The sequence below is a fragment of the Streptococcus mitis genome (genome assembly GCF_946190065.1).
GTDB lineage: Bacteria > Bacillota > Bacilli > Lactobacillales > Streptococcaceae > Streptococcus > Streptococcus mitis_DE.
In genome coordinates this window covers 30,054-48,818 of record NZ_CAMHZD010000018.1, presented here as the reverse complement: position 1 = coordinate 48,818, position 18,765 = coordinate 30,054, and the positions used below count along the sequence as shown (strand labels likewise).

Genomic DNA, 18,765 nt, shown 5'->3' with positions numbered 1-18,765 from the left:
GTAGATGAAAGTGGTAAGCCAGTTTCACCAAATGAAGAAGGTAACCAACCTAAGAAAGATATCCCAGGATATGAGTTTGTTAAGACTACAACTGATAAAGATGGTAATGTAACTCACGTTTACCGTAAGGTAGTTAAAACAACTACATCATTTGTAGATGAAAGTGGTAAGCCAGTTTCACCAAATGAAGAAGGTAACCAACCTAAGAAAGATATCCCAGGATATGAGTTTGTTAAGACTACAACTGATAAAGATGGTAATGTAACTCACGTTTACCGTAAGGTAGTTAAAACAACTACATCATTCGTAGACGGAAATGGTAACCCAGTTTCACCAAATGAAGAAGGTAACCAACCTAAGAAAGATATCCCAGGATACAAATTCGTAACAACTAAGAAACTTCCAAATGGAGATATCGAGCATGTTTACGAAAAAGTTGTGGTACCAACTCCAACACCTACTCCATTTGAATACAAAGTATTGACAACTTATGTAGATGAAAATGGTGAATTGATTATTCCTGATGAAAATGGTTCACATCCAGGTAAATCATTAGAAAATTATGAACTAGTCCGTACAGAAACAGACGCAAATGGAAATGTTCGTAATGTTTACCGTAAGATCCAATCTCAAACACCAGTACAACCGGTAGAGCCAGCAACTCCAGCAATGCCTGAACAGCCAGCTAAACCAGAAGTACCAGCGACTCCAGCACAACCAGTACAACCAACAGCAGTGAAAGAAGCTGAAGGTAAACGCGAATTGCCAAATACTGGTACAGAAGACAATGCTAGCCTAGCAGCACTTGGACTTCTTGGAGTCTTGAGTGGATTTGGTCTTGTCGCTCGCAAGAAGAAAGAAGACTAAGCTTTCTAATTGATATGATTTGTTTGTAATGAACATATCATCCCTAAAGCTGATGAATCGAATGATTCATCAGCTTTTTTGCTGTTTTCACTGGGAGTACAGAGTGAACATCGAAATCAGAATCTCAGTTAGGAAATAATGGTTATACTTTCTTCTTTTGGAGAAAATATGGTATAATAGAGAGTAAAAAACTTTGAAAGAAAGAAAAAGATGAATTTAAAAGATTACATTGCAACAATTGAAAATTATCCAAAGGAAGGTATTACTTTCCGCGATATCAGTCCATTGATGGCTGATGGAAATGCTTATAGCTACGCTGTTCGTGAAATCGTTCAGTATGCTACTGACAAGAAAATTGATATGATTGTAGGTCCTGAGGCTCGTGGATTTATCGTGGGCTGTCCTGTTGCCTTTGAGTTGGGAATTGGTTTTGCTCCTGTTCGTAAGCCAGGGAAATTGCCACGTGAAGTCATTTCTGCTGACTATGAAAAAGAATACGGTGTTGATACCTTGACTATGCACGCGGATGCCATCAAGCCAGGTCAGCGTGTTCTTATCGTAGATGACCTCTTGGCGACAGGTGGAACGGTTAAGGCAACCATCGAGATGATTGAAAAACTTGGTGGTGTTGTGGCAGGTTGTGCCTTCCTTGTTGAATTGGATGAATTGAACGGCCGTGAAAAAATCGGTGACTACGATTACAAAGTTTTGATGCATTATTAATGAAAAACAGTCCCTAGGGCTGTTTTCTCTACATTAGGCTATAAAAATAAACTATAGCTAGTTAGAGAAAAACTATAATTGAAAACTATATCTTCTTGCAGTATAATAAAAGGACTAAGTGTTTGAGTTTTAGCTTCAAACATATGCAATGATTCCTGAAAAGTACAGTTAGGAGAGGGTTATGCCGATTCGAATTGATAAGAAACTACCAGCCGTTGAGATTTTACGGACAGAGAATATCTTTGTCATGGATGATCAACGTGCTGCCCACCAAGATATCCGTCCCTTGAAGATTTTGATTTTAAATCTTATGCCCAAGAAAATGGTGACAGAGACCCAGTTGTTGCGCCATTTGGCTAATACACCCCTGCAACTGGATATTGATTTTCTCTATATGGAGAGCCATCGCTCTAAGACTACTCGTTCAGAACACATGGAGACTTTCTACAAAACTTTTCCTGAAGTCAAGGACGAGTATTTTGACGGGATGATTATCACGGGTGCTCCGGTTGAGCATTTACCATTTGAGGAAGTGGACTATTGGGAGGAATTCAGTCAGGTAATTGAGTGGTCAAAGACTCATGTCTATTCGACGCTTCATATCTGTTGGGGAGCTCAGGCTGGACTTTATCTTCGCTATGGAGTGGAAAAACACCAGATGGACAGTAAGTTATCGGGTATCTATCCTCAGGACACTTTAAAGGAAGGTCATCTTCTCTTTAGAGGATTTGACGATAGCTACGTATCCCCTCATTCTCGGCATACGGAGATTTCTAAGGAAGAGGTCTTAAATAAAACCAATCTTGAGATTTTATCAGAGGGCCCGCAGGTTGGGGTTTCGATTTTGGCCAGTCGGGATTTACGAGAAATTTATAGTTTTGGGCATTTGGAATATGACCGTGATACCTTGGCAAAAGAGTATTTTAGGGATCGTGATGCAGGTTTAGATCCTCATGTTCCAGAAAATTACTTTAAGGATAATGATGTTAATCAGACCCCTTGTTTGTGTTGGTCTTCATCAGCAGCCCTCTTTTTCAGTAACTGGGTGAATTATGCGGTCTATCAGGAAACCCCTTTTGACTGGAGAAAAATAGAAGATGATGCATCCGCATTTGGGTATTTATAAGAGGAATTATGACATATTTAGACGCTTTTAAATCAGGGAACTTGGTTTTACCGAGTGCCCTGCTCTTGCATTTTAAGGAACTCTTTCCTTCTAGCGACGATTTTCTGGTCTGGCAATTTTTCTATTTGCAAAATACGACAGGCTTAGAAGAAATGTCGCCAAGCCAGATTGCTGAAAGGATTGGCAAGGAAATTTCAGATGTCAACCAGGCCATTTCCAATCTGACGGAAAGGGGACTGCTTCAGTATCGAACGATTGAATTGAATGGTGAAATTGAATTGCTTTTTGATGCTAGTTTGGCTTTGGAACGTTTGGATGACTTGCTTGGAGTTGCTCATTCAAGTTCAGACCAGTTGACACCTCAAAATCAGCTCAAGGATTTGGTGGAAACCTTCCAGCAGGAGTTGGGGCGCTTATTGACCCCTTTTGAGATTGAGGATTTGACCAAGACGCTAAAGGAAGATGGAACTAGTGCTGACTTGATTAAAGAAGCTCTTCGTGAAGCTGTTTTGAATGGAAAACCAAACTGGAAGTACATTCAGGCGATTTTGAGAAATTGGCGCCATGAAGGTATCAAAAGTGTGGCTCAAATCGAGGCTAAACGGGTAGAGAGAGAAGCAAGCAATCCTCAGTTGACACAGGTATCTGCAGATTTCCGAAATGCCATGGATCTATGGAAGGATTAATCCATGTAAGCAATCTTGAAATCCGAGTAAGATTTGCAAGCTGTGTCTAATTGTGATAAAATAAATAGAAAATAAATTGAAAAAAGAGGTATGTGAAATGTCACGTAAACCATTTATCGCTGGTAACTGGAAAATGAACAAAAATCCAGAAGAAGCTAAAGCATTCGTTGAAGCAGTTGCATCAAAACTTCCTTCATCAGATCTTGTTGAAGCAGGTATCGCAGCTCCAGCTCTTGATTTGACAACTGTTCTTGCTGCTGCAAAAGGTTCAAACCTTAAGGTTGCTGCTCAAAACTGCTACTTTGAAAATGCAGGTGCCTTCACTGGTGAAACAAGCCCACAAGTTTTGAAAGAAATCGGTACTGACTACGTTGTTATCGGTCACTCAGAACGCCGTGACTACTTCCATGAAACTGACGAAGATATCAACAAAAAAGCTAAAGCAATCTTTGCAAACGGTATGCTTCCAATCATCTGTTGTGGTGAGTCACTTGAAACTTATGAAGCTGGTAAAGCTGCTGAATTTGTAGGTGCTCAAGTATCTGCTGCATTGGCTGGATTGACTGCTGAACAAGTTGCTGCATCAGTTATTGCTTACGAGCCAATCTGGGCTATCGGTACTGGTAAATCAGCTTCTCAAGACGATGCACAAAAAATGTGTAAAGTTGTTCGTGACGTTGTAGCTGCTGACTTCGGTCAAGAAGTTGCAGACAAAGTTCGTGTTCAATACGGTGGTTCTGTTAAACCTGAAAACGTTGCTTCATACATGGCTTGCCCAGACGTTGACGGTGCCCTTGTTGGTGGTGCGTCACTTGAAGCTGAAAGCTTCTTGGCATTGCTTGACTTTGTAAAATAATTAGTAAGTAGCAAAAGCTAGGTGGAACAGCATTCAGATGTCTGTTCCATTTTTTGTAGAGGAGGAAAGATTGAAAACAAAGATTGGGAAAATTGGATTAGCAGGTGCCTTTTTGCTTGGATTAGCAGTCAATCAAGTAGCTGCAAATGAAGCTGAAGTGAAAGCCTCTTCGGAAGAAAGCAGTGTGCAAGCTTCTTCTAGCAAGGTAGAAGAAAAGAAATCAGAAACAACTGCAAGTCAAAAAGAAGAGAAAAAAGTTGAGACTTCTTCTAGTCAGCGTTCAGAGAAAAAGGAAGCAGTCAAAGAGACGCGAGCTAGTAGTCAGAAAGAAGAAAGTAAACCAAATTCAACATCAGCACACTGGGAGGGTGACTTCTATGTAAAAGCAGATGGTTCAAAAGCTAAGAGTGAGTGGATTTTTGATACTAGCCATAATAGCTGGTTCTATATAAAAGCAGATGGTCGTTATGCCCAAAAAGAATGGCATGGAAATTATTACCTAAAAGCGGGTGGTTACATGGCTAAAAATGAATGGGTTTATGATAACAATTATAAGAGCTGGTTCTATCTCAAGGCAGATGGTTCTTATGCAGAACAAGAATGGCAGAAAATCAATGGCAAATGGTACTATTTCAAGAAGTGGGGCTATATGGCTAAAAGTCAGTGGCAAGGAGATTATTTCTTGAATGATTAAGGTGCTATGATGCAAAACGAATGGCTTTATGATAATCATTATAAGAGTTGGTTCTATCTTAAGGCAGATGGTTCTTATGCTAATGAACAGTGGCAAAAGATTGATGGAAAGTGGTATTATTTTAAGAAGTGGGGATACATGGCTCAAGACGAGTGGCATGGAAACTACTATCTTACTGAAAGTGGTGCTATGGCAACAGGTGAGCTAATCATGGACGATACTCGTTATACTTTTGCCGATTCAGGGGAACTGAAAGAAAAGAAAGCCTTGAATGTTGGTTGGGTTTATCGAAACGGACACCGTTATTTCTTTAACCATCGTGAAGAACAGGTCGGAACTGACCGTGCTAAGAAGGTTATTGATGTCAGTGAGCATAATGGCCGCATTAGTGATTGGAAAAAGGTTATTCAGGAAAATGGGGTTGATGGCGTTATTGTTCGTTTGGGATATAGCGGTGTAGAAGATAAGGAATTGGCTTATAATATTCAAGAATTTAATCGACTAGGCATTCCTTATGGTGTCTATCTGTATACCTATGCAGAAAATGAAACAGATGCTGAGAATGATGCTAAACAGACTATTGAACTCTTGAAGAAATACAAGATGAACCTGTCTTATCCAATTTACTATGATGTTGAAAACTGGGAATATGAAAATAAATCTAAGAAAGCTCCATCAGATACAGACACTTGGGTTAAAATCATCAATAAGTATATGGAAACCATGAAAAAAGCAGGTTATCAAAATGTGAAAGTTTATAGCTATCGTCAACTTTTACAAACTCGTTTGAATCATCCAAATATTTTACAACATGTAAACTGGGTTGCAGCCTATACGGATGCGCTTGATTGGAATAATCCTCATTATTCAGGAGAAAAAGGATGGCAATATACTTCATCTGACATTCTTAAAGGGATTCGAGGACGTGTGGATGTCAGCGTCTGGTATTAATCTGTAAAACTGAGAAGAGAGCCTACAAATTGTATGCTCTTTTCTTTATTTTATCTCTGTTAAGAGAGTTTGAAAGTGACTGGGTTTCATTCAAATAATTCTTAAATTATCAGTCTATTGCAACTTTTCTCATGTGAGTCTTTTGGCTTGCTATTGGTTTTTCTTAGTAGTATACTAAGATAGTAATCATTAAGAAGTGGTTACAAAAAATAATGAATGAGGTAAAGAAAATGGTAGAATTGAAAAAAGAAGCAGTAAAAGACGTAACATCATTAACAAAAGCAGCACCAGTAGCATTGGCAAAAACAAAGGAAGTATTGAATCAAGCTGTTGCTGATTTGTACGTAGCTCACGTTGCTTTGCACCAAGTACACTGGTATATGCGTGGTCGTGGTTTCCTTGTATGGCATCCAAAAATGGATGAGTATATGGAAGCTCTTGATGGTCAATTGGATGAAATCAGCGAACGCTTGATTACACTTGGTGGTAGCCCATTCTCAACATTGACAGAATTCCTTCAAAACAGTGAAATCGAAGAAGAAGCTGGTGAATACCGTAATGTTGAAGAAAGCTTGGAACGTGTCCTTGCTATCTACCGTTACTTGTCAGAACTCTTCCAAAAAGGTTTGGATGTCACTGATGAAGAAGGTGACGATGTGACAAACGGTATCTTTGCAGATGCTAAAACTGAAACTGATAAAACAATCTGGATGCTTGCAGCAGAATTGGGACAAGCACCTGGTTTGTAAGAAATAATAGCAACATATATAAATCTGTAAGAAATTTCTTACAGATTTTTTCTATCTTGTAAGCTATCCCAAACCAGTCTTTTTTTGAGTTTTTTGATAAAATAGTACTATCAGTGAAAAGGATGGAAGCATGACTAAGAAAATTGTAGCTATTTGGGCCCAGGATGAAGAGGGTGTGATTGGTAAGGACAATCGCCTGCCTTGGCATTTGCCAGCAGAACTGCAACACTTTAAAGAAACAACTCTGAATCATGCTATCTTGATGGGGCGTGTGACCTTTGATGGAATGGGACGTCGCTTGCTTCCAAAACGGGAGACCTTGATTTTGACACGTAACCCGGAAGAAAAGATAGATGGAGTTGCTACTTTTCATGATGTCCAGTCTGTCTTGGACTGGTATCAGGCTCAAGAAAAGAATCTCTATATTCTTGGTGGAAAGCAGATTTTTCAGGCTTTTGAACCCTATTTGGACGAAGTAATTGTGACTCAAATTCATGCTCGGGTGGAGGGAGATACCTATTTCCCTGAGGAGTTTGACTTATCTCTTTTTGAGACAGTTTCAAGCAAATCCTATGCCAAAGATGAGAAAAATCCTTATGATTTTACCATCCAATACCGCAAGAGAAAGGAAGTCTAATGGAACGTAGTATATTTGGTTTTTTCACAGCCATGCTGTGTTTGGTCTGCTTGCTTGCAGGAGCACAGGCTTTTCGTAAAAAGCGTTATGGACTTTCTGTCCTGCTCTGGTTAAATGCCTTTACCAATTTGGTCAATAGTGTTCATGCCTTTTACATGACCTTATTTTAGATAGAATGATAGTATAGAATAGAACGGAAGGAAATCATGCCTACAACTAGGAATAATGATATGATGGTTTATTGCTCATTTTGTGGCAAAAGCCAAGAAGAAGTACAAAAAATAATCGCAGGCAACAACGCCTTTATCTGTAATGAATGTGTGGAGTTGGCCCAGGAAATCATCCGTGAGGAGTTGGCTGAGGAAGTCTTGGCAGACTTGTCAGAAGTTCCAAAACCAATCGAACTTCTCCATATCTTGAACCACTATGTAATCGGTCAAGATCGTGCCAAGCGTGCCTTGGCAGTTGCAGTTTATAACCACTACAAACGTATTAATTTTCACGATACACGCGAAGAGTCAGAAGATGTGGATTTGCAGAAGTCAAACATCTTGATGATTGGCCCAACTGGTTCAGGGAAAACATTCCTTGCTCAGACCTTGGCTAAGAGCTTGAATGTGCCTTTTGCTATTGCAGATGCGACTGCTCTTACTGAGGCTGGTTATGTGGGTGAGGACGTGGAAAATATCCTCCTCAAACTCTTGCAGGCTGCTGACTTTAACATTGAACGTGCAGAGCGTGGGATTATCTACGTGGATGAAATTGACAAGATTGCTAAGAAGAGTGAGAACGTATCGATCACACGTGACGTTTCTGGTGAAGGGGTGCAACAAGCCCTTCTCAAGATTATCGAGGGAACTGTCGCTAGCGTACCGCCTCAAGGTGGACGCAAGCATCCACAACAAGAGATGATTCAGGTGGATACTAAAAATATCCTCTTCATCGTGGGTGGCGCCTTTGATGGTATCGAGGAAATTGTCAAACAACGTCTGGGTGAAAAAGTCATCGGATTTGGTCAAAACAATAAAGCGATTGATGAAAATAGCTCTTACATGCAAGAAATCATCGCAGAAGATATTCAAAAATTTGGTATTATCCCTGAGTTGATTGGACGCTTGCCTGTCTTTGCTGCTCTTGAGCAATTGACAGTGGATGACTTGGTTCGTATCTTGAAAGAGCCAAGAAATGCTCTGGTGAAACAGTACCAAACCTTGCTATCTTATGATGATGTCGAGTTGGAATTTGACGACGAAGCCCTTCAAGAGATTGCAAATAAGGCCATCGAACGCAAAACTGGTGCGCGTGGTCTTCGCTCCATCATCGAAGAAACCATGCTAGATGTCATGTTTGAAGTACCGAGTCAGGAAAATGTGAAATTGGTCCGCATCACTAAAGAAGCTGTCGATGGAACGGATAAACCAATCCTAGAAACAGCCTAGAGGTGACTATGGAACTGAATACACATAATGCTGAAATCTTGCTCAGTGCGGCTAACAAGTCCCACTACCCACAGGATGAACTGCCAGAGATTGCCCTAGCAGGGCGTTCAAATGTTGGCAAGTCTAGCTTTATCAATACCATGCTGAACCGTAAGAATCTAGCCCGAACATCGGGTAAACCTGGTAAAACCCAGCTTCTCAATTTCTTTAACATCGACGACAAGATGCGCTTTGTGGATGTTCCTGGTTATGGTTATGCTCGCGTTTCCAAAAAAGAGCGTGAAAAGTGGGGGCGCATGATTGAGGAGTACCTAACGACTCGGGAAAATCTCCGTGCAGTAGTCAGTTTAGTTGACCTCCGTCATGATCCGTCAGCAGATGATGTGCAGATGTACGAATTTCTCAAGTATTATGAGATTCCGGTCATCATTGTGGCGACCAAGGCGGACAAGATTCCTCGTGGTAAATGGAACAAGCACGAATCAGCAATCAAAAAGAAATTAAACTTTGACCCAAGTGACGACTTCATCCTCTTTTCATCTGTCAGCAAGGCAGGGATGGATGAGGCTTGGGATGCAATCTTAGAAAAATTGTGAGGAAAAGAAAATGGCAAAAACAATTCATACAGACAAAGCTCCAAAGGCTATCGGACCATATGTTCAAGGAAAAATCGTTGGCAACCTTTTGTTTGCTAGTGGTCAAGTTCCTCTCTCTCCTGAAACTGGGGAAATCGTTGGAACAACGATCCAAGAACAGACAGAACAAGTCTTGAAAAATATTGGTGCTATTTTGGCAGAGGCAGGAACTGACTTTGACCATGTTGTCAAAACAACTTGCTTCTTGAGCGATATGAACGACTTCGTTCCTTTTAACGAGGTTTACCAAACGGCCTTTAAAGAGGAATTTCCAGCTCGTTCAGCTGTGGAGGTAGCTCGTCTTCCTCGTGATGTAAAAGTCGAAATTGAAGTCATCGCAGAGATTGGATAAGCTAGTTGAAGTTTGGTTCTGCCAAACTTCTTTTGATATAAGGAGAAAAAGATGACAAAGAAACAACTTCACTTGGTGATTGTGACAGGAATGAGTGGTGCAGGGAAAACAGTTGCCATTCAGTCCTTCGAAGATTTGGGTTATTTTACTATAGATAATATGCCTCCAGCTCTCTTGCCTAAGTTTTTGCAGTTGGTGGAAACAAAGGAAGACGACCATAAGTTGGCCTTGGTAGTAGATATGCGTAGCCGTTCTTTCTTCTCAGAGATTCAAGCTGTTTTGGATGAGTTGGAAAACAAGGAAGAACTGGACTTCAAAATTCTCTTTTTGGATGCAGCTGATAAGGAATTGGTCGCGCGTTACAAGGAAACCAGACGGAGTCACCCTCTAGCTGCAGATGGTCGGATTTTGGATGGAATCAAGCTGGAACGTGAACTCTTGGCGCCTTTGAAAAATATGAGTCAAAATGTGGTGGATACGACTGAACTCACTCCTCGTGAGCTGCGTAAAACCATTGCAGAGCAGTTTTCTGATCAGGAACAAACCCAGTCTTTCCGTATCGAAGTTATGTCTTTCGGCTTTAAATATGGAATCCCGATTGATGCGGACTTGGTATTTGATGTCCGATTCTTGCCAAATCCCTATTATCTACCAGAACTGCGTAATCAAACGGGTGTGGATGAACCAGTTTATGACTATGTCATGAATCATCCTGAGTCAGAAGATTTTTATCAACATTTGTTGGCCTTGATTGAGCCGATTTTGCCAAGTTACCAAAAGGAAGGTAAGTCCGTTTTGACCATTGCCATGGGGTGTACGGGTGGGCAACACCGTAGTGTGGCCTTTGCTAAACGCTTGGCGCAGGACTTATCCAAGAATTGGCCTGTTAATGAAGGGCATCGCGACAAAGACCGAAGAAAGGAAACGGTAAACCGTTCATGAGAAAACCAAAGATAACGGTGATTGGTGGAGGAACTGGGATTCCTGTCATTCTTAAGAGTCTGCGTGAAAAAGATGTGGAAATCGCTGCTATCGTAACGGTGGCAGATGATGGTGGTTCATCAGGTGAACTCAGAAAAAATATGCAGCAATTGACACCGCCAGGTGATCTTCGTAATGTCCTTGTAGCCATGTCGGATATGCCTAAGTTCTATGAGAAAGTCTTTCAGTATCGCTTTTCTGAAGATGCTGGAGCCTTTGCTGGCCATCCATTGGGAAATCTCATTATCGCTGGCCTGTCAGAAATGCAGGGTTCGACCTACAATGCCATGCAGTTGCTGAGCAAATTTTTCCATACCACTGGGAAGATTTATCCTTCCAGTGACCATCCCTTGACCCTGCACGCAGTTTTCCAGGATGGGACGGAAGTGGCTGGCGAGAGTCATATTGCAGACCATCCGGGCATGATTGACTATGTTTATGTGACCAATACCCTCAACGATGATACGCCTCTGGCTAGCCGTCGAGTTGTGCAGACCATTCTTGAGAGTGACATGATTGTCCTCGGACCTGGTTCTCTATTTACCTCTATTTTGCCCAATATTGTCATTAAGGAAATCGGGCAGGCGCTTTTGGAAACCAAGGCAGAAATCGCCTATGTCTGCAATATCATGACCCAACGTGGGGAGACAGAACACTTTACAGATAGTGATCACGTGGAGGTCTTGCATCGTCACCTTGGTCGACCTTTTATCGATACTGTCTTGGTGAATATTGAAAAAGTGCCTCAGGAATACATGAATTCCAACCGTTTTGATGAATACTTGGTGCAGGTGGAACATGATTTTACTGGTCTTTGTAAGCAAGTTCCGCGCGTGATTTCATCCAACTTCCTTCGTCTGGAAAATGGAGGTGCCTTCCACGATGGAGATTTGATTGTGGACGAGTTGATGCGCATTATACAGGTGAGAAAATGAGTTTCACAGTAGCAGTAAAAGAAGAAATCCTAGGTCAGCACCATCTGAGCCGGCATGAATTATCTGCCATTATCAAGATGTCTGGCAGTATCGGTCTCTCGACTTCGGGCCTGACCTTGTCTGTCGTGACAGAAAATGCCAAGCTGGCTAGGCACCTCTATGAGTCCTTTCTCCATTTCTATGAAATCAAATCGGAAATTCGCCACCACCAACGGAGCAATCTTCGCAAGAATCGAGTCTATACCGTTTTTACGGATGAAAAGGTGCAGGACTTGTTGAGTGATTTGCACTTGGCAGACTCCTTCTTTGGCCTGGAAACAGGTATTGATGAGGAGATTTTGTCAGATGAGGAAGCAGGTCGTGCTTATCTTTGTGGCGCTTTCTTGGCAAATGGCAGCATTCGTGACCCTGAATCGGGTAAGTACCAGTTGGAAATCAGTTCTGTTTATCTAGACCATGCGCAAGGGATTGCCTCCCTTCTTCAGCAATTTTTACTGGATGCCAAGGTGCTTGAGCGCAAGAAGGGGGCTGTGACCTACCTCCAGCGAGCCGAAGATATCATGGACTTCTTGATTGTCATTGGTGCTATGCGGGCGCGTGATGATTTTGAGCGAGTTAAGATTTTACGAGAAACCCGTAATGATCTCAATCGGGCAAATAATGCTGAGACAGCTAATATCGCTCGGACAGTTTCTGCCAGCATGAAGACTATCAACAATATCAGCAAAATCAAAGATATCATGGGCTTAGAAAATCTGCCAGTGGATTTGCAGGAGGTAGCGCAGTTGCGGATTCAGCACCCAGACTACTCTATCCAACAGTTGGCAGATAGACTCAGCACCCCTCTGACCAAAAGTGGTGTTAACCACAGACTCAGAAAAATTAACAAGATAGCCGATGAGTTATAAAGATATAAAACACCTCTTTCTTGACAATTAAATAGAGTATGTGAGATAATAAAGGGGAATTGAGAAGTTCTAGCATTTTAGTGCTAACAGAAATCCCCTCGGTACTGCAATACCGAGGGGATTTTTTCTGGGTTAGATAGCACTAACCAGGAAGGTTACTTGTCGAAGTGATCGTCTAACCAACGAGTCACCAGCCATGAGATGATACTCTCGATGACTGCGATAAGTACTATTTTGAGAAGTTCTAGCATCTGTAATACCTCCTTTTCCAAGGCGTATTGTTAGTGCCGTCCCTATTATATCACATGTTTTATCAGTTTGATAGGCATTTTTATTTTTGTTAAAGACGGGGAAAATATGAGCTAACAAGATAGCCGATGAACTATAAAACCACGAATCGCATTTGACTCGTGGTTATTTTTTATAAACTGGTTGAGTGTTTTGGTTGCACTTTTTGCTCAGGGTCGATGTAGTTGATGGCGTTGTTAACAGCGGTTGGTGCTTCTCCGAGGCCTGTCGCAATCAGATCAATTTTTCCGTCATAGTAGCAGCAGTCACCGATAGCATAGATACCTGCCTTGCTAGATTCTTGCTTGCTATTGACGATAATCTTGTGACGGTTGAGGTCCAGACCCCAGTTTTTAAGATTACCAACAGAAGATTTGAAACCATAGTTAACAAAGAGGTGGTCTAAGTCAATCGTTTCTGCTTCATCAGATTTGACTTTTGTGATTTCAAGTTTATCGAGCATTTTTCCATCTCCAAGGAGTTGGCTAGGGACGAATGGTGTCTTGATGGTCACAGATGATTCCTGTAAGGCTTGGACACTGTGTTCCAAGGCACGGAAATTATCTCTGCGGTGGACAAGGGTAGTTGGCGCAATTTTTTCAAAAGCCAAAGCCCAATCCACAGCCGAGTCCCCACCACCAAGAATCGTCACTTTCTTACCAGCGTATTGCTGGATGTTGGAAACGTGGTAGTGGATATTTTCATAGCCCTCAACGCCTTCTAGTTCCAGAGGACGTGGTTTGAAGGCACCGCCACCCATTGCGATGATAACAGTTTTAGACAGGTGACTTCCTTTAGAAGTTGTAATGGCAAAGCCATCTTCTTGTTTTTCAATCTCAAGAACTGTTTCATTGAGGTGAATAGGAGTATCAAAGCCGTTTAGTTGTTCAATTAAGCGGTTGGTCAACTCTTCTCCAGTCAGGTTTGGGAATCCCGGTACGTCTAAAATTTCCTTTTCAGGATAGAGAATGGCAGGTTGTCCACCGAGTTGGGGAAGTGAGTCGATGATTTGGACCTTGGCTTGGCGTAGATGGGCATAGAAGGCTGCAAAAAGCCCGACAGGACCACCACCTACAATGGTAATATCATAGAGTTGAGACATGGTTTCTCCTTTGTTTTTTCTAGTCATACTCTTCGAAAATCAAATTCAAACCACGTCAGCGTCGCCTTACCGTAGCTATGGTTACTGACTTCGTCAGTTCTATCCACAGCCTCAAAACATTGTTTTGAGCAACCTGCGGCTAGCTTCCTAGTTTGCTCTTTGATTTTCATTGAGTATCAGTTTATTTTATCATATTTTTTCCTTAATTTAAAATGAAGTAGGATAGGGGAAAAATGCCAGAAAAATGGTATAATAGACAGGAACGTGTTTGGACAGAGAGGAGACAGCAGATGAACTTTCAACAATTATCCAACCTGCAATATTGGACTAGCTTGTTTTCTAGTCCTTGGAGTATTGCCATCAATGTGTTTGATATTTTGATTGTGGCCTATATTTTATATCGTTTTACAAAAGCGATAGCTGGTACTAAAATTATGATTTTGGTGCGAGGGGTCTTGATCTTTGTATTAGCCCAGGTTATGGCCAATATCCTTGGTTTAACAACGATTTCTTGGTTGATTAATCAGATTATCACCTATGGAGTCATTGCTGCAGTTGTTATCTTCTCTCCAGAGATTCGGACTGGTTTGGAACGCTTGGGAAGGGCGACAGATTTCTTTTCTACTACTCAAATTAGTGCAGAAGAGCAAATGATTCGTGCCTTTGTCAAGTCGGTTGAATATATGAGTCCCCGTAAGATTGGTGCTCTGGTTGCCATCCAACGAGTTCGGACCTTACAAGAATACATTGCGACAGGGATTCCTTTGGATGCCAATATTTCAGCTGAACTCCTTATTAATATCTTTATCCCCAACACTCCTCTACATGACGGTGCTGTGATTGTCAGAGAAAATCGGATTGCGGTAACTTCTGCCTATCTGCCCTTGACAGAAAGCACAGGGATTTCCAAGGAATTTGGGACCAGACACCGGGCGGCTATTGGTTTATCAGAAGTGTCGGATGCCTTGACCTTCATCGTCTCAGAGGAAACAGGTGGTATTTCTATTACCTACAACGGAGTCTTTAAGCATGACTTGACGATTGAAGAATTTGAAGCAGAGCTAAGAAGAATTCTTTTGCCAGCCGTTGAGGAAAAAGTCAGTTTCAAGGACCGTTTGCTAGGAGGTTGGAAATATGAGAAAAAATAGTCTATATATCATCTCATCTCTCTTTTTTGCTTGTGTCTTATTTATCTATGCAACGTCAACCAACTTTCAAAATAGCAATACCGCAAGACAGGTCAAATCAGAAACCTACACCAATACGATAACGAACGTTCCTATCGATATTCACTATGATGATGACCAGTATTTCATTAGTGGATTTGCATCAGAAGTTTCAGTGATATTAACCGGAGCTAATCGTGTGACCTTGGCCAGCGAAATGCAGGAGAGCACTCGTAAGTTTAAGGTTACAGCGGATTTGACGGATGCTAGTGTTGGAACGATTGAAGTTCCCTTGAATATTGAAAATCTTCCAAGTGGATTGACCGCTGTGGCAACGCCTCAAAAGATCACAGTGAAAGTTGGGAAAAAGGTTAAGCGAGATGGGATGATTGTTGTGCCACAAGTTGACCAAAGCCAGATTGATCCGAAGCTACAACTTGATAGTGTAACCGTGTCAAATGAACGCGTTTCGGTCACAACTGACCAAGAAACATTAGCTAAGATTGACAAAATTATTGCACTTTTACCAACCAGCGAACGCATAACAGGTAATTACAGTGGTTCGGTACCTTTGCAGGCAATCGACCGTAATGGTGTTGTCTTACCGGCAGTTATTACTCCGTTCGACACAACAATGAAGGTGACTACAAAACCAGTAGCACCAAGTTCAAGTACATCAAATTCAACAACAAGCAGTTCGTCGGAGACATCTTCGTCATCGAAAGCAACTAGTTCAAAAACGAATTAAAAATAGGAAAAGGATTTTATAAAAATGGGTAAATATTTTGGGACTGATGGAGTCCGTGGAGAAGCTAACGTAGAATTAACGCCAGAATTGGCCTTTAAACTAGGACGTTTTGGAGGCTATGTTCTTAGCCAACATGAAACGGAAGCACCGAAAGTTTTTGTAGGACGTGACACACGTATTTCAGGGGAAATGCTAGAATCTGCCTTGGTGGCAGGTCTCCTCTCTGTAGGGATTCACGTCTACAAACTTGGTGTTCTTGCAACACCAGCAGTAGCTTACTTGGTTAAAACTGAAGGGGCAAGTGCCGGTGTCATGATTTCTGCTAGCCACAACCCAGCCCTTGATAATGGGATTAAGTTCTTTGGTGGTGATGGTTTCAAACTAGATGATGAAAAAGAAGCAGAAATTGAAGCCCTGCTAGATGCTGCAGAAGACACTCTGCCACGTCCAAGTGCTGAAGGCTTGGGAACCTTGGTAGATTATCCAGAAGGCTTGCGTAAGTATGAAGGATATCTTGTTTCAACTGGAACTCCTCTTGAAGGAATGAAGGTTGCCTTGGATACGGCCAATGGTGCAGCTTCTACAAGTGCCCGTCAAATCTTTGCAGATCTTGGCGCTCAATTGACGGTTATCGGGGAAACACCAGACGGTCTTAACATCAATCTTAATGTTGGTTCAACCCACCCAGAAGCCCTTCAAGAAGTGGTCAAAGAAAGCGGATCAGCGATTGGTTTGGCCTTTGACGGAGACAGTGACCGTTTGATTGCTGTTGATGAGAATGGCGACATCGTTGATGGTGACAAGATTATGTACATCATCGGGAAATACCTTTCTGAAAAAGGACAATTGGCCCAAAATACAATCGTGACAACTGTTATGTCCAACCTTGGTTTCCACAAGGCCTTGGACCGTGAAGGCATTAAGAAGGCAGTCACTGCAGTTGGCGACCGCTATGTTGTGGAAGAAATGAGAAAATCAGGCTACAACCTCGGTGGTGAACAGTCTGGTCACGTCATCTTGATGGACTACAATACAACGGGTGATGGTCAATTATCAGCTGTCCAATTGACAAAAATCATGAAGGAAACTGGTAAGAGCTTGTCAGAGTTGGCAGCAGAAGTAACCATCTATCCACAAAAATTAGTCAATATCCGAGTGGAAAATGCCATGAAGGAAAAGGCTATGGAAGTGCCAGCTATCAAGGTTATCATCGAGAAGATGGAAGCTGAAATGGCGGGGAATGGCCGTATCCTTGTTCGCCCAAGTGGAACAGAGCCTCTTTTGCGTGTTATGGCAGAAGCGCCTACAACAGAAGAAGTGGACTACTATGTTGATACCATCGCAGACGTAGTTCGAGCTGAAATCGGGATTGACTAAATCCTAGAAAACTAGATGAAAATAAAAAATTATGGTACAATAGCTTATAATATTGTAGCCGAGGGAGAAAGACATGAATCTTAAACGTGAACAAGAATTTGTTAGTCAGTATCATTTTGATGCGCGTAATTTTGAATGGGAAAATGAAAATGGAGCTCCTGAAACTAAGGTAGATGTGAACTTCCAATTGATTCAACATGACCAAGAAAATCAAGTGACTTCCTTGATTGTTGTCTTGAGTTTTATGATTGTATTTGATAAGTTTGTCATCAGTGGAACCATTTCACAAGTGAACCATATCGATGGCCGTATTGTTAATGAACCAAGTGAATTGAACCAAGAAGAAGTGGAAACCTTGGCTCGTCCATGTTTAAACATGCTCAACCGTTTGACTTACGAAGTAACTGAAATTGCATTAGACTTACCAGGAATCAATTTGGAGTTCTAATATGAAATTAGCTGTTATCACAGATTCTTCTGCTTATCTCAGTGCAGAGACCTTGCAAAGAGAAGATTTGTACGTCTTGGATATTCCTGTCAATATTGATGGTGAGGAGTATGTCGAAGGTATTAATCTGACTGCAGAGGAATTTTACCAAAAAATGGCTCAGGCTTCTGAATTGCCTAAGACCAGTCAACCAAGTATTGCCAAGTTAGATGAGATTCTAACTTCGCTTAAAGAACAAGGTTATACCCATGCCTTGGGGCTTTTCCTATCTTCTGGAATTTCAGGTTTTTACCAAAATATCCAGTATATGGTCGATGACTATGAGGGATTAACCATTGCCTTTCCAGACACTTTGATTACAAGTGCTCCTCTGGGTATCATGGTTGAAAGTGTTTTTAACTGGAAAGACCAAGGTGATGATTTTGCTATTATTCAAGATAAGCTAGCTATTCAGATCAGTCACACATCTGCTTTCATCATGGTGGATGACTTGGATCACTTGGTGAAAGGTGGACGCCTTTCAAATGGGGCGGCTATTTTGGGTAATCTGCTAAGCATTAAGCCAATCCTTTATTTCAACGACCAAGGTGTGATTGAAGTGTACGAAAAAGTTCGTACTGAAAAGAAAGCAACAAAGCGTTTAATTGAGATTATTAAGGAAGCCACAGCTTCAGGCCAATACCGTATTATTGTCATTCACGGAAATGCTCCTGAAAAGGCTGAAGAATTGCGTCAGCACTTGCTAGATTCTGAAGTGAGTACGGATATTTCACTTGCTACATTTGGTAGTGTCATTGGAACACACCTAGGTGCAGGAAGCATTGCTCTGGGTTATATTCCAGTGATTTAGTTGGCACTTCTAGACTAGTTAAGAAGTTAGCAAATGAACATGCCTGGAACCCTGTGTGAAAAAGATAGTTCTTCCAAGGAGTAGACACTCTTTGATCAGAACTCCTATTTTCACGTTGTGTTCTTACAGGCTTTGTATCTTAGAAATTGAACACGGACTACCTGCCTCTTGAAAAAAGATGCCTGTCTTGCCTTTCATGGAAAGTCAGCGTCATTCCCTATTTTTCAAGGGCAGCTATCGTCCTTTG

Annotated in this window: 20 protein-coding genes and 1 pseudogene; 20 read left to right on the top strand and 1 reads right to left on the bottom strand. The window is 41.6% G+C overall.

The genetic code is table 11. The annotated features are described in order from the left end of the window. The 15 genes and pseudogenes from OCF96_RS08310 to whiA all read left to right on the top strand — a co-directional run. The coding region (locus OCF96_RS08310) for a MucBP domain-containing protein (protein WP_261446899.1) at nt 1-867 on the top strand (867 nt) is incomplete at its 5' end. A 210-nt stretch (nt 868-1,077) separates the two neighbouring features. Then, a complete protein-coding gene (locus tag OCF96_RS08305; protein ID WP_001049318.1) occupies nt 1,078-1,590 on the top strand; it encodes an adenine phosphoribosyltransferase in 513 nt (170 codons plus the stop codon). A gap of 181 nt (nt 1,591-1,771) precedes the next feature. After that, nucleotides 1,772-2,716, top strand: a complete 945-nt coding sequence (gene metA / locus OCF96_RS08300; protein WP_261446898.1) for a homoserine O-acetyltransferase MetA — start codon at nt 1,772-1,774, stop codon at nt 2,714-2,716. Nucleotides 2,717-2,724: 8 nt separating this feature from the next. Then, the gene (locus tag OCF96_RS08295) at nt 2,725-3,402 is read left to right on the top strand and encodes a DnaD domain-containing protein (RefSeq protein ID WP_261446897.1); all 678 of its coding nucleotides are present in this window, start codon (nt 2,725-2,727) and stop codon (nt 3,400-3,402) included. Between the two features lie 97 nt (nt 3,403-3,499). Continuing rightward, nucleotides 3,500-4,258, top strand: coding sequence for a triose-phosphate isomerase (gene tpiA, locus OCF96_RS08290; RefSeq protein WP_000087893.1), 759 nt, complete (start codon nt 3,500-3,502; stop codon nt 4,256-4,258). A 37-nt stretch (nt 4,259-4,295) separates the two neighbouring features. Continuing rightward, nucleotides 4,296-5,903, top strand: a pseudogene (gene lytC / locus OCF96_RS08285) (choline binding-anchored murein hydrolase LytC). 230 nt (nt 5,904-6,133) lie between these two features. Beyond that, nucleotides 6,134-6,652, top strand: a complete 519-nt coding sequence (locus OCF96_RS08280; RefSeq protein ID WP_000229881.1) for a Dps family protein — start codon at nt 6,134-6,136, stop codon at nt 6,650-6,652. A 130-nt stretch (nt 6,653-6,782) separates the two neighbouring features. Beyond that, nucleotides 6,783-7,289, top strand: a complete 507-nt coding sequence (locus OCF96_RS08275; protein ID WP_261446896.1) for a dihydrofolate reductase — start codon at nt 6,783-6,785, stop codon at nt 7,287-7,289. Then, nucleotides 7,289-7,459, top strand: coding sequence for a hypothetical protein (locus OCF96_RS08270; RefSeq protein WP_000442261.1), 171 nt, complete (start codon nt 7,289-7,291; stop codon nt 7,457-7,459). The genes OCF96_RS08275 and OCF96_RS08270 overlap by 1 nt, the downstream gene beginning before the upstream one ends. Nucleotides 7,460-7,495: 36 nt before the next feature. After that, on the top strand, nt 7,496-8,728 hold the full coding sequence (gene clpX / locus OCF96_RS08265; protein WP_025169664.1) for an ATP-dependent Clp protease ATP-binding subunit ClpX: 1,233 nt from the start codon (nt 7,496-7,498) through the stop codon (nt 8,726-8,728). Between the two features lie 8 nt (nt 8,729-8,736). Continuing rightward, nucleotides 8,737-9,324: a ribosome biogenesis GTP-binding protein YihA/YsxC gene (gene yihA, locus OCF96_RS08260; protein WP_000422605.1), complete on the top strand. Its 588-nt coding sequence runs from the start codon at nt 8,737-8,739 to the stop codon at nt 9,322-9,324. Nucleotides 9,325-9,334: 10 nt separating this feature from the next. Next, entirely contained in the window at nt 9,335-9,715 is a 381-nt protein-coding gene (locus tag OCF96_RS08255; protein WP_261041849.1) for a RidA family protein, read from the top strand. Nucleotides 9,716-9,766: 51 nt separating this feature from the next. Further along, entirely contained in the window at nt 9,767-10,657 is an 891-nt protein-coding gene (rapZ, locus tag OCF96_RS08250; RefSeq protein ID WP_261082284.1) for an RNase adapter RapZ, read from the top strand. Further along, nucleotides 10,654-11,631, top strand: a complete 978-nt coding sequence (locus OCF96_RS08245) for a YvcK family protein (protein WP_261101098.1) — start codon at nt 10,654-10,656, stop codon at nt 11,629-11,631. Before rapZ ends, OCF96_RS08245 begins: the two co-directional genes overlap by 4 nt. Next, complete coding sequence (gene whiA, locus OCF96_RS08240; protein ID WP_000011282.1) at nt 11,628-12,539, top strand: DNA-binding protein WhiA; 912 nt, start codon at nt 11,628-11,630, stop codon at nt 12,537-12,539. Before OCF96_RS08245 ends, whiA begins: the two co-directional genes overlap by 4 nt. A 421-nt stretch (nt 12,540-12,960) precedes the next feature. Here the strand turns inward: whiA and OCF96_RS08235 are convergent, their stop codons facing one another. After that, nucleotides 12,961-13,929 (bottom strand): NAD(P)/FAD-dependent oxidoreductase, encoded by a 969-nt coding sequence (locus tag OCF96_RS08235; protein ID WP_261446895.1) that lies wholly within the window; start codon nt 13,927-13,929, stop codon nt 12,961-12,963. 290 nt (nt 13,930-14,219) lie between these two features. On the opposite strand from OCF96_RS08235, the gene cdaA reads away from it, so the two are divergent. The 5 genes from cdaA (at nt 14,220) to OCF96_RS08210 (ending at nt 18,518) form a co-directional block, all read left to right on the top strand. Further along, nucleotides 14,220-15,077, top strand: a complete 858-nt coding sequence (cdaA, locus tag OCF96_RS08230; protein ID WP_261446894.1) for a diadenylate cyclase CdaA — start codon at nt 14,220-14,222, stop codon at nt 15,075-15,077. Next, nucleotides 15,064-15,843: a CdaR family protein gene (locus OCF96_RS08225; RefSeq protein ID WP_261446893.1), complete on the top strand. Its 780-nt coding sequence runs from the start codon at nt 15,064-15,066 to the stop codon at nt 15,841-15,843. Before cdaA ends, OCF96_RS08225 begins: the two co-directional genes overlap by 14 nt. A 24-nt stretch (nt 15,844-15,867) precedes the next feature. After that, nucleotides 15,868-17,220 carry a phosphoglucosamine mutase gene (gene glmM / locus OCF96_RS08220; protein ID WP_261446892.1) on the top strand — a complete coding sequence of 451 codons (1,353 nt, stop codon included), beginning with the start codon at nt 15,868-15,870 and terminating at the stop codon, nt 17,218-17,220. A 73-nt stretch (nt 17,221-17,293) separates the two neighbouring features. Continuing rightward, complete coding sequence (locus OCF96_RS08215) at nt 17,294-17,668, top strand: DUF1149 family protein (RefSeq protein WP_001050081.1); 375 nt, start codon at nt 17,294-17,296, stop codon at nt 17,666-17,668. Between the two features lies 1 nt (nt 17,669). Beyond that, a complete protein-coding gene (locus OCF96_RS08210; RefSeq protein WP_227326174.1) occupies nt 17,670-18,518 on the top strand; it encodes a DegV family protein in 849 nt (282 codons plus the stop codon). Nucleotides 18,519-18,765: the final 247 nt, after the last annotated feature.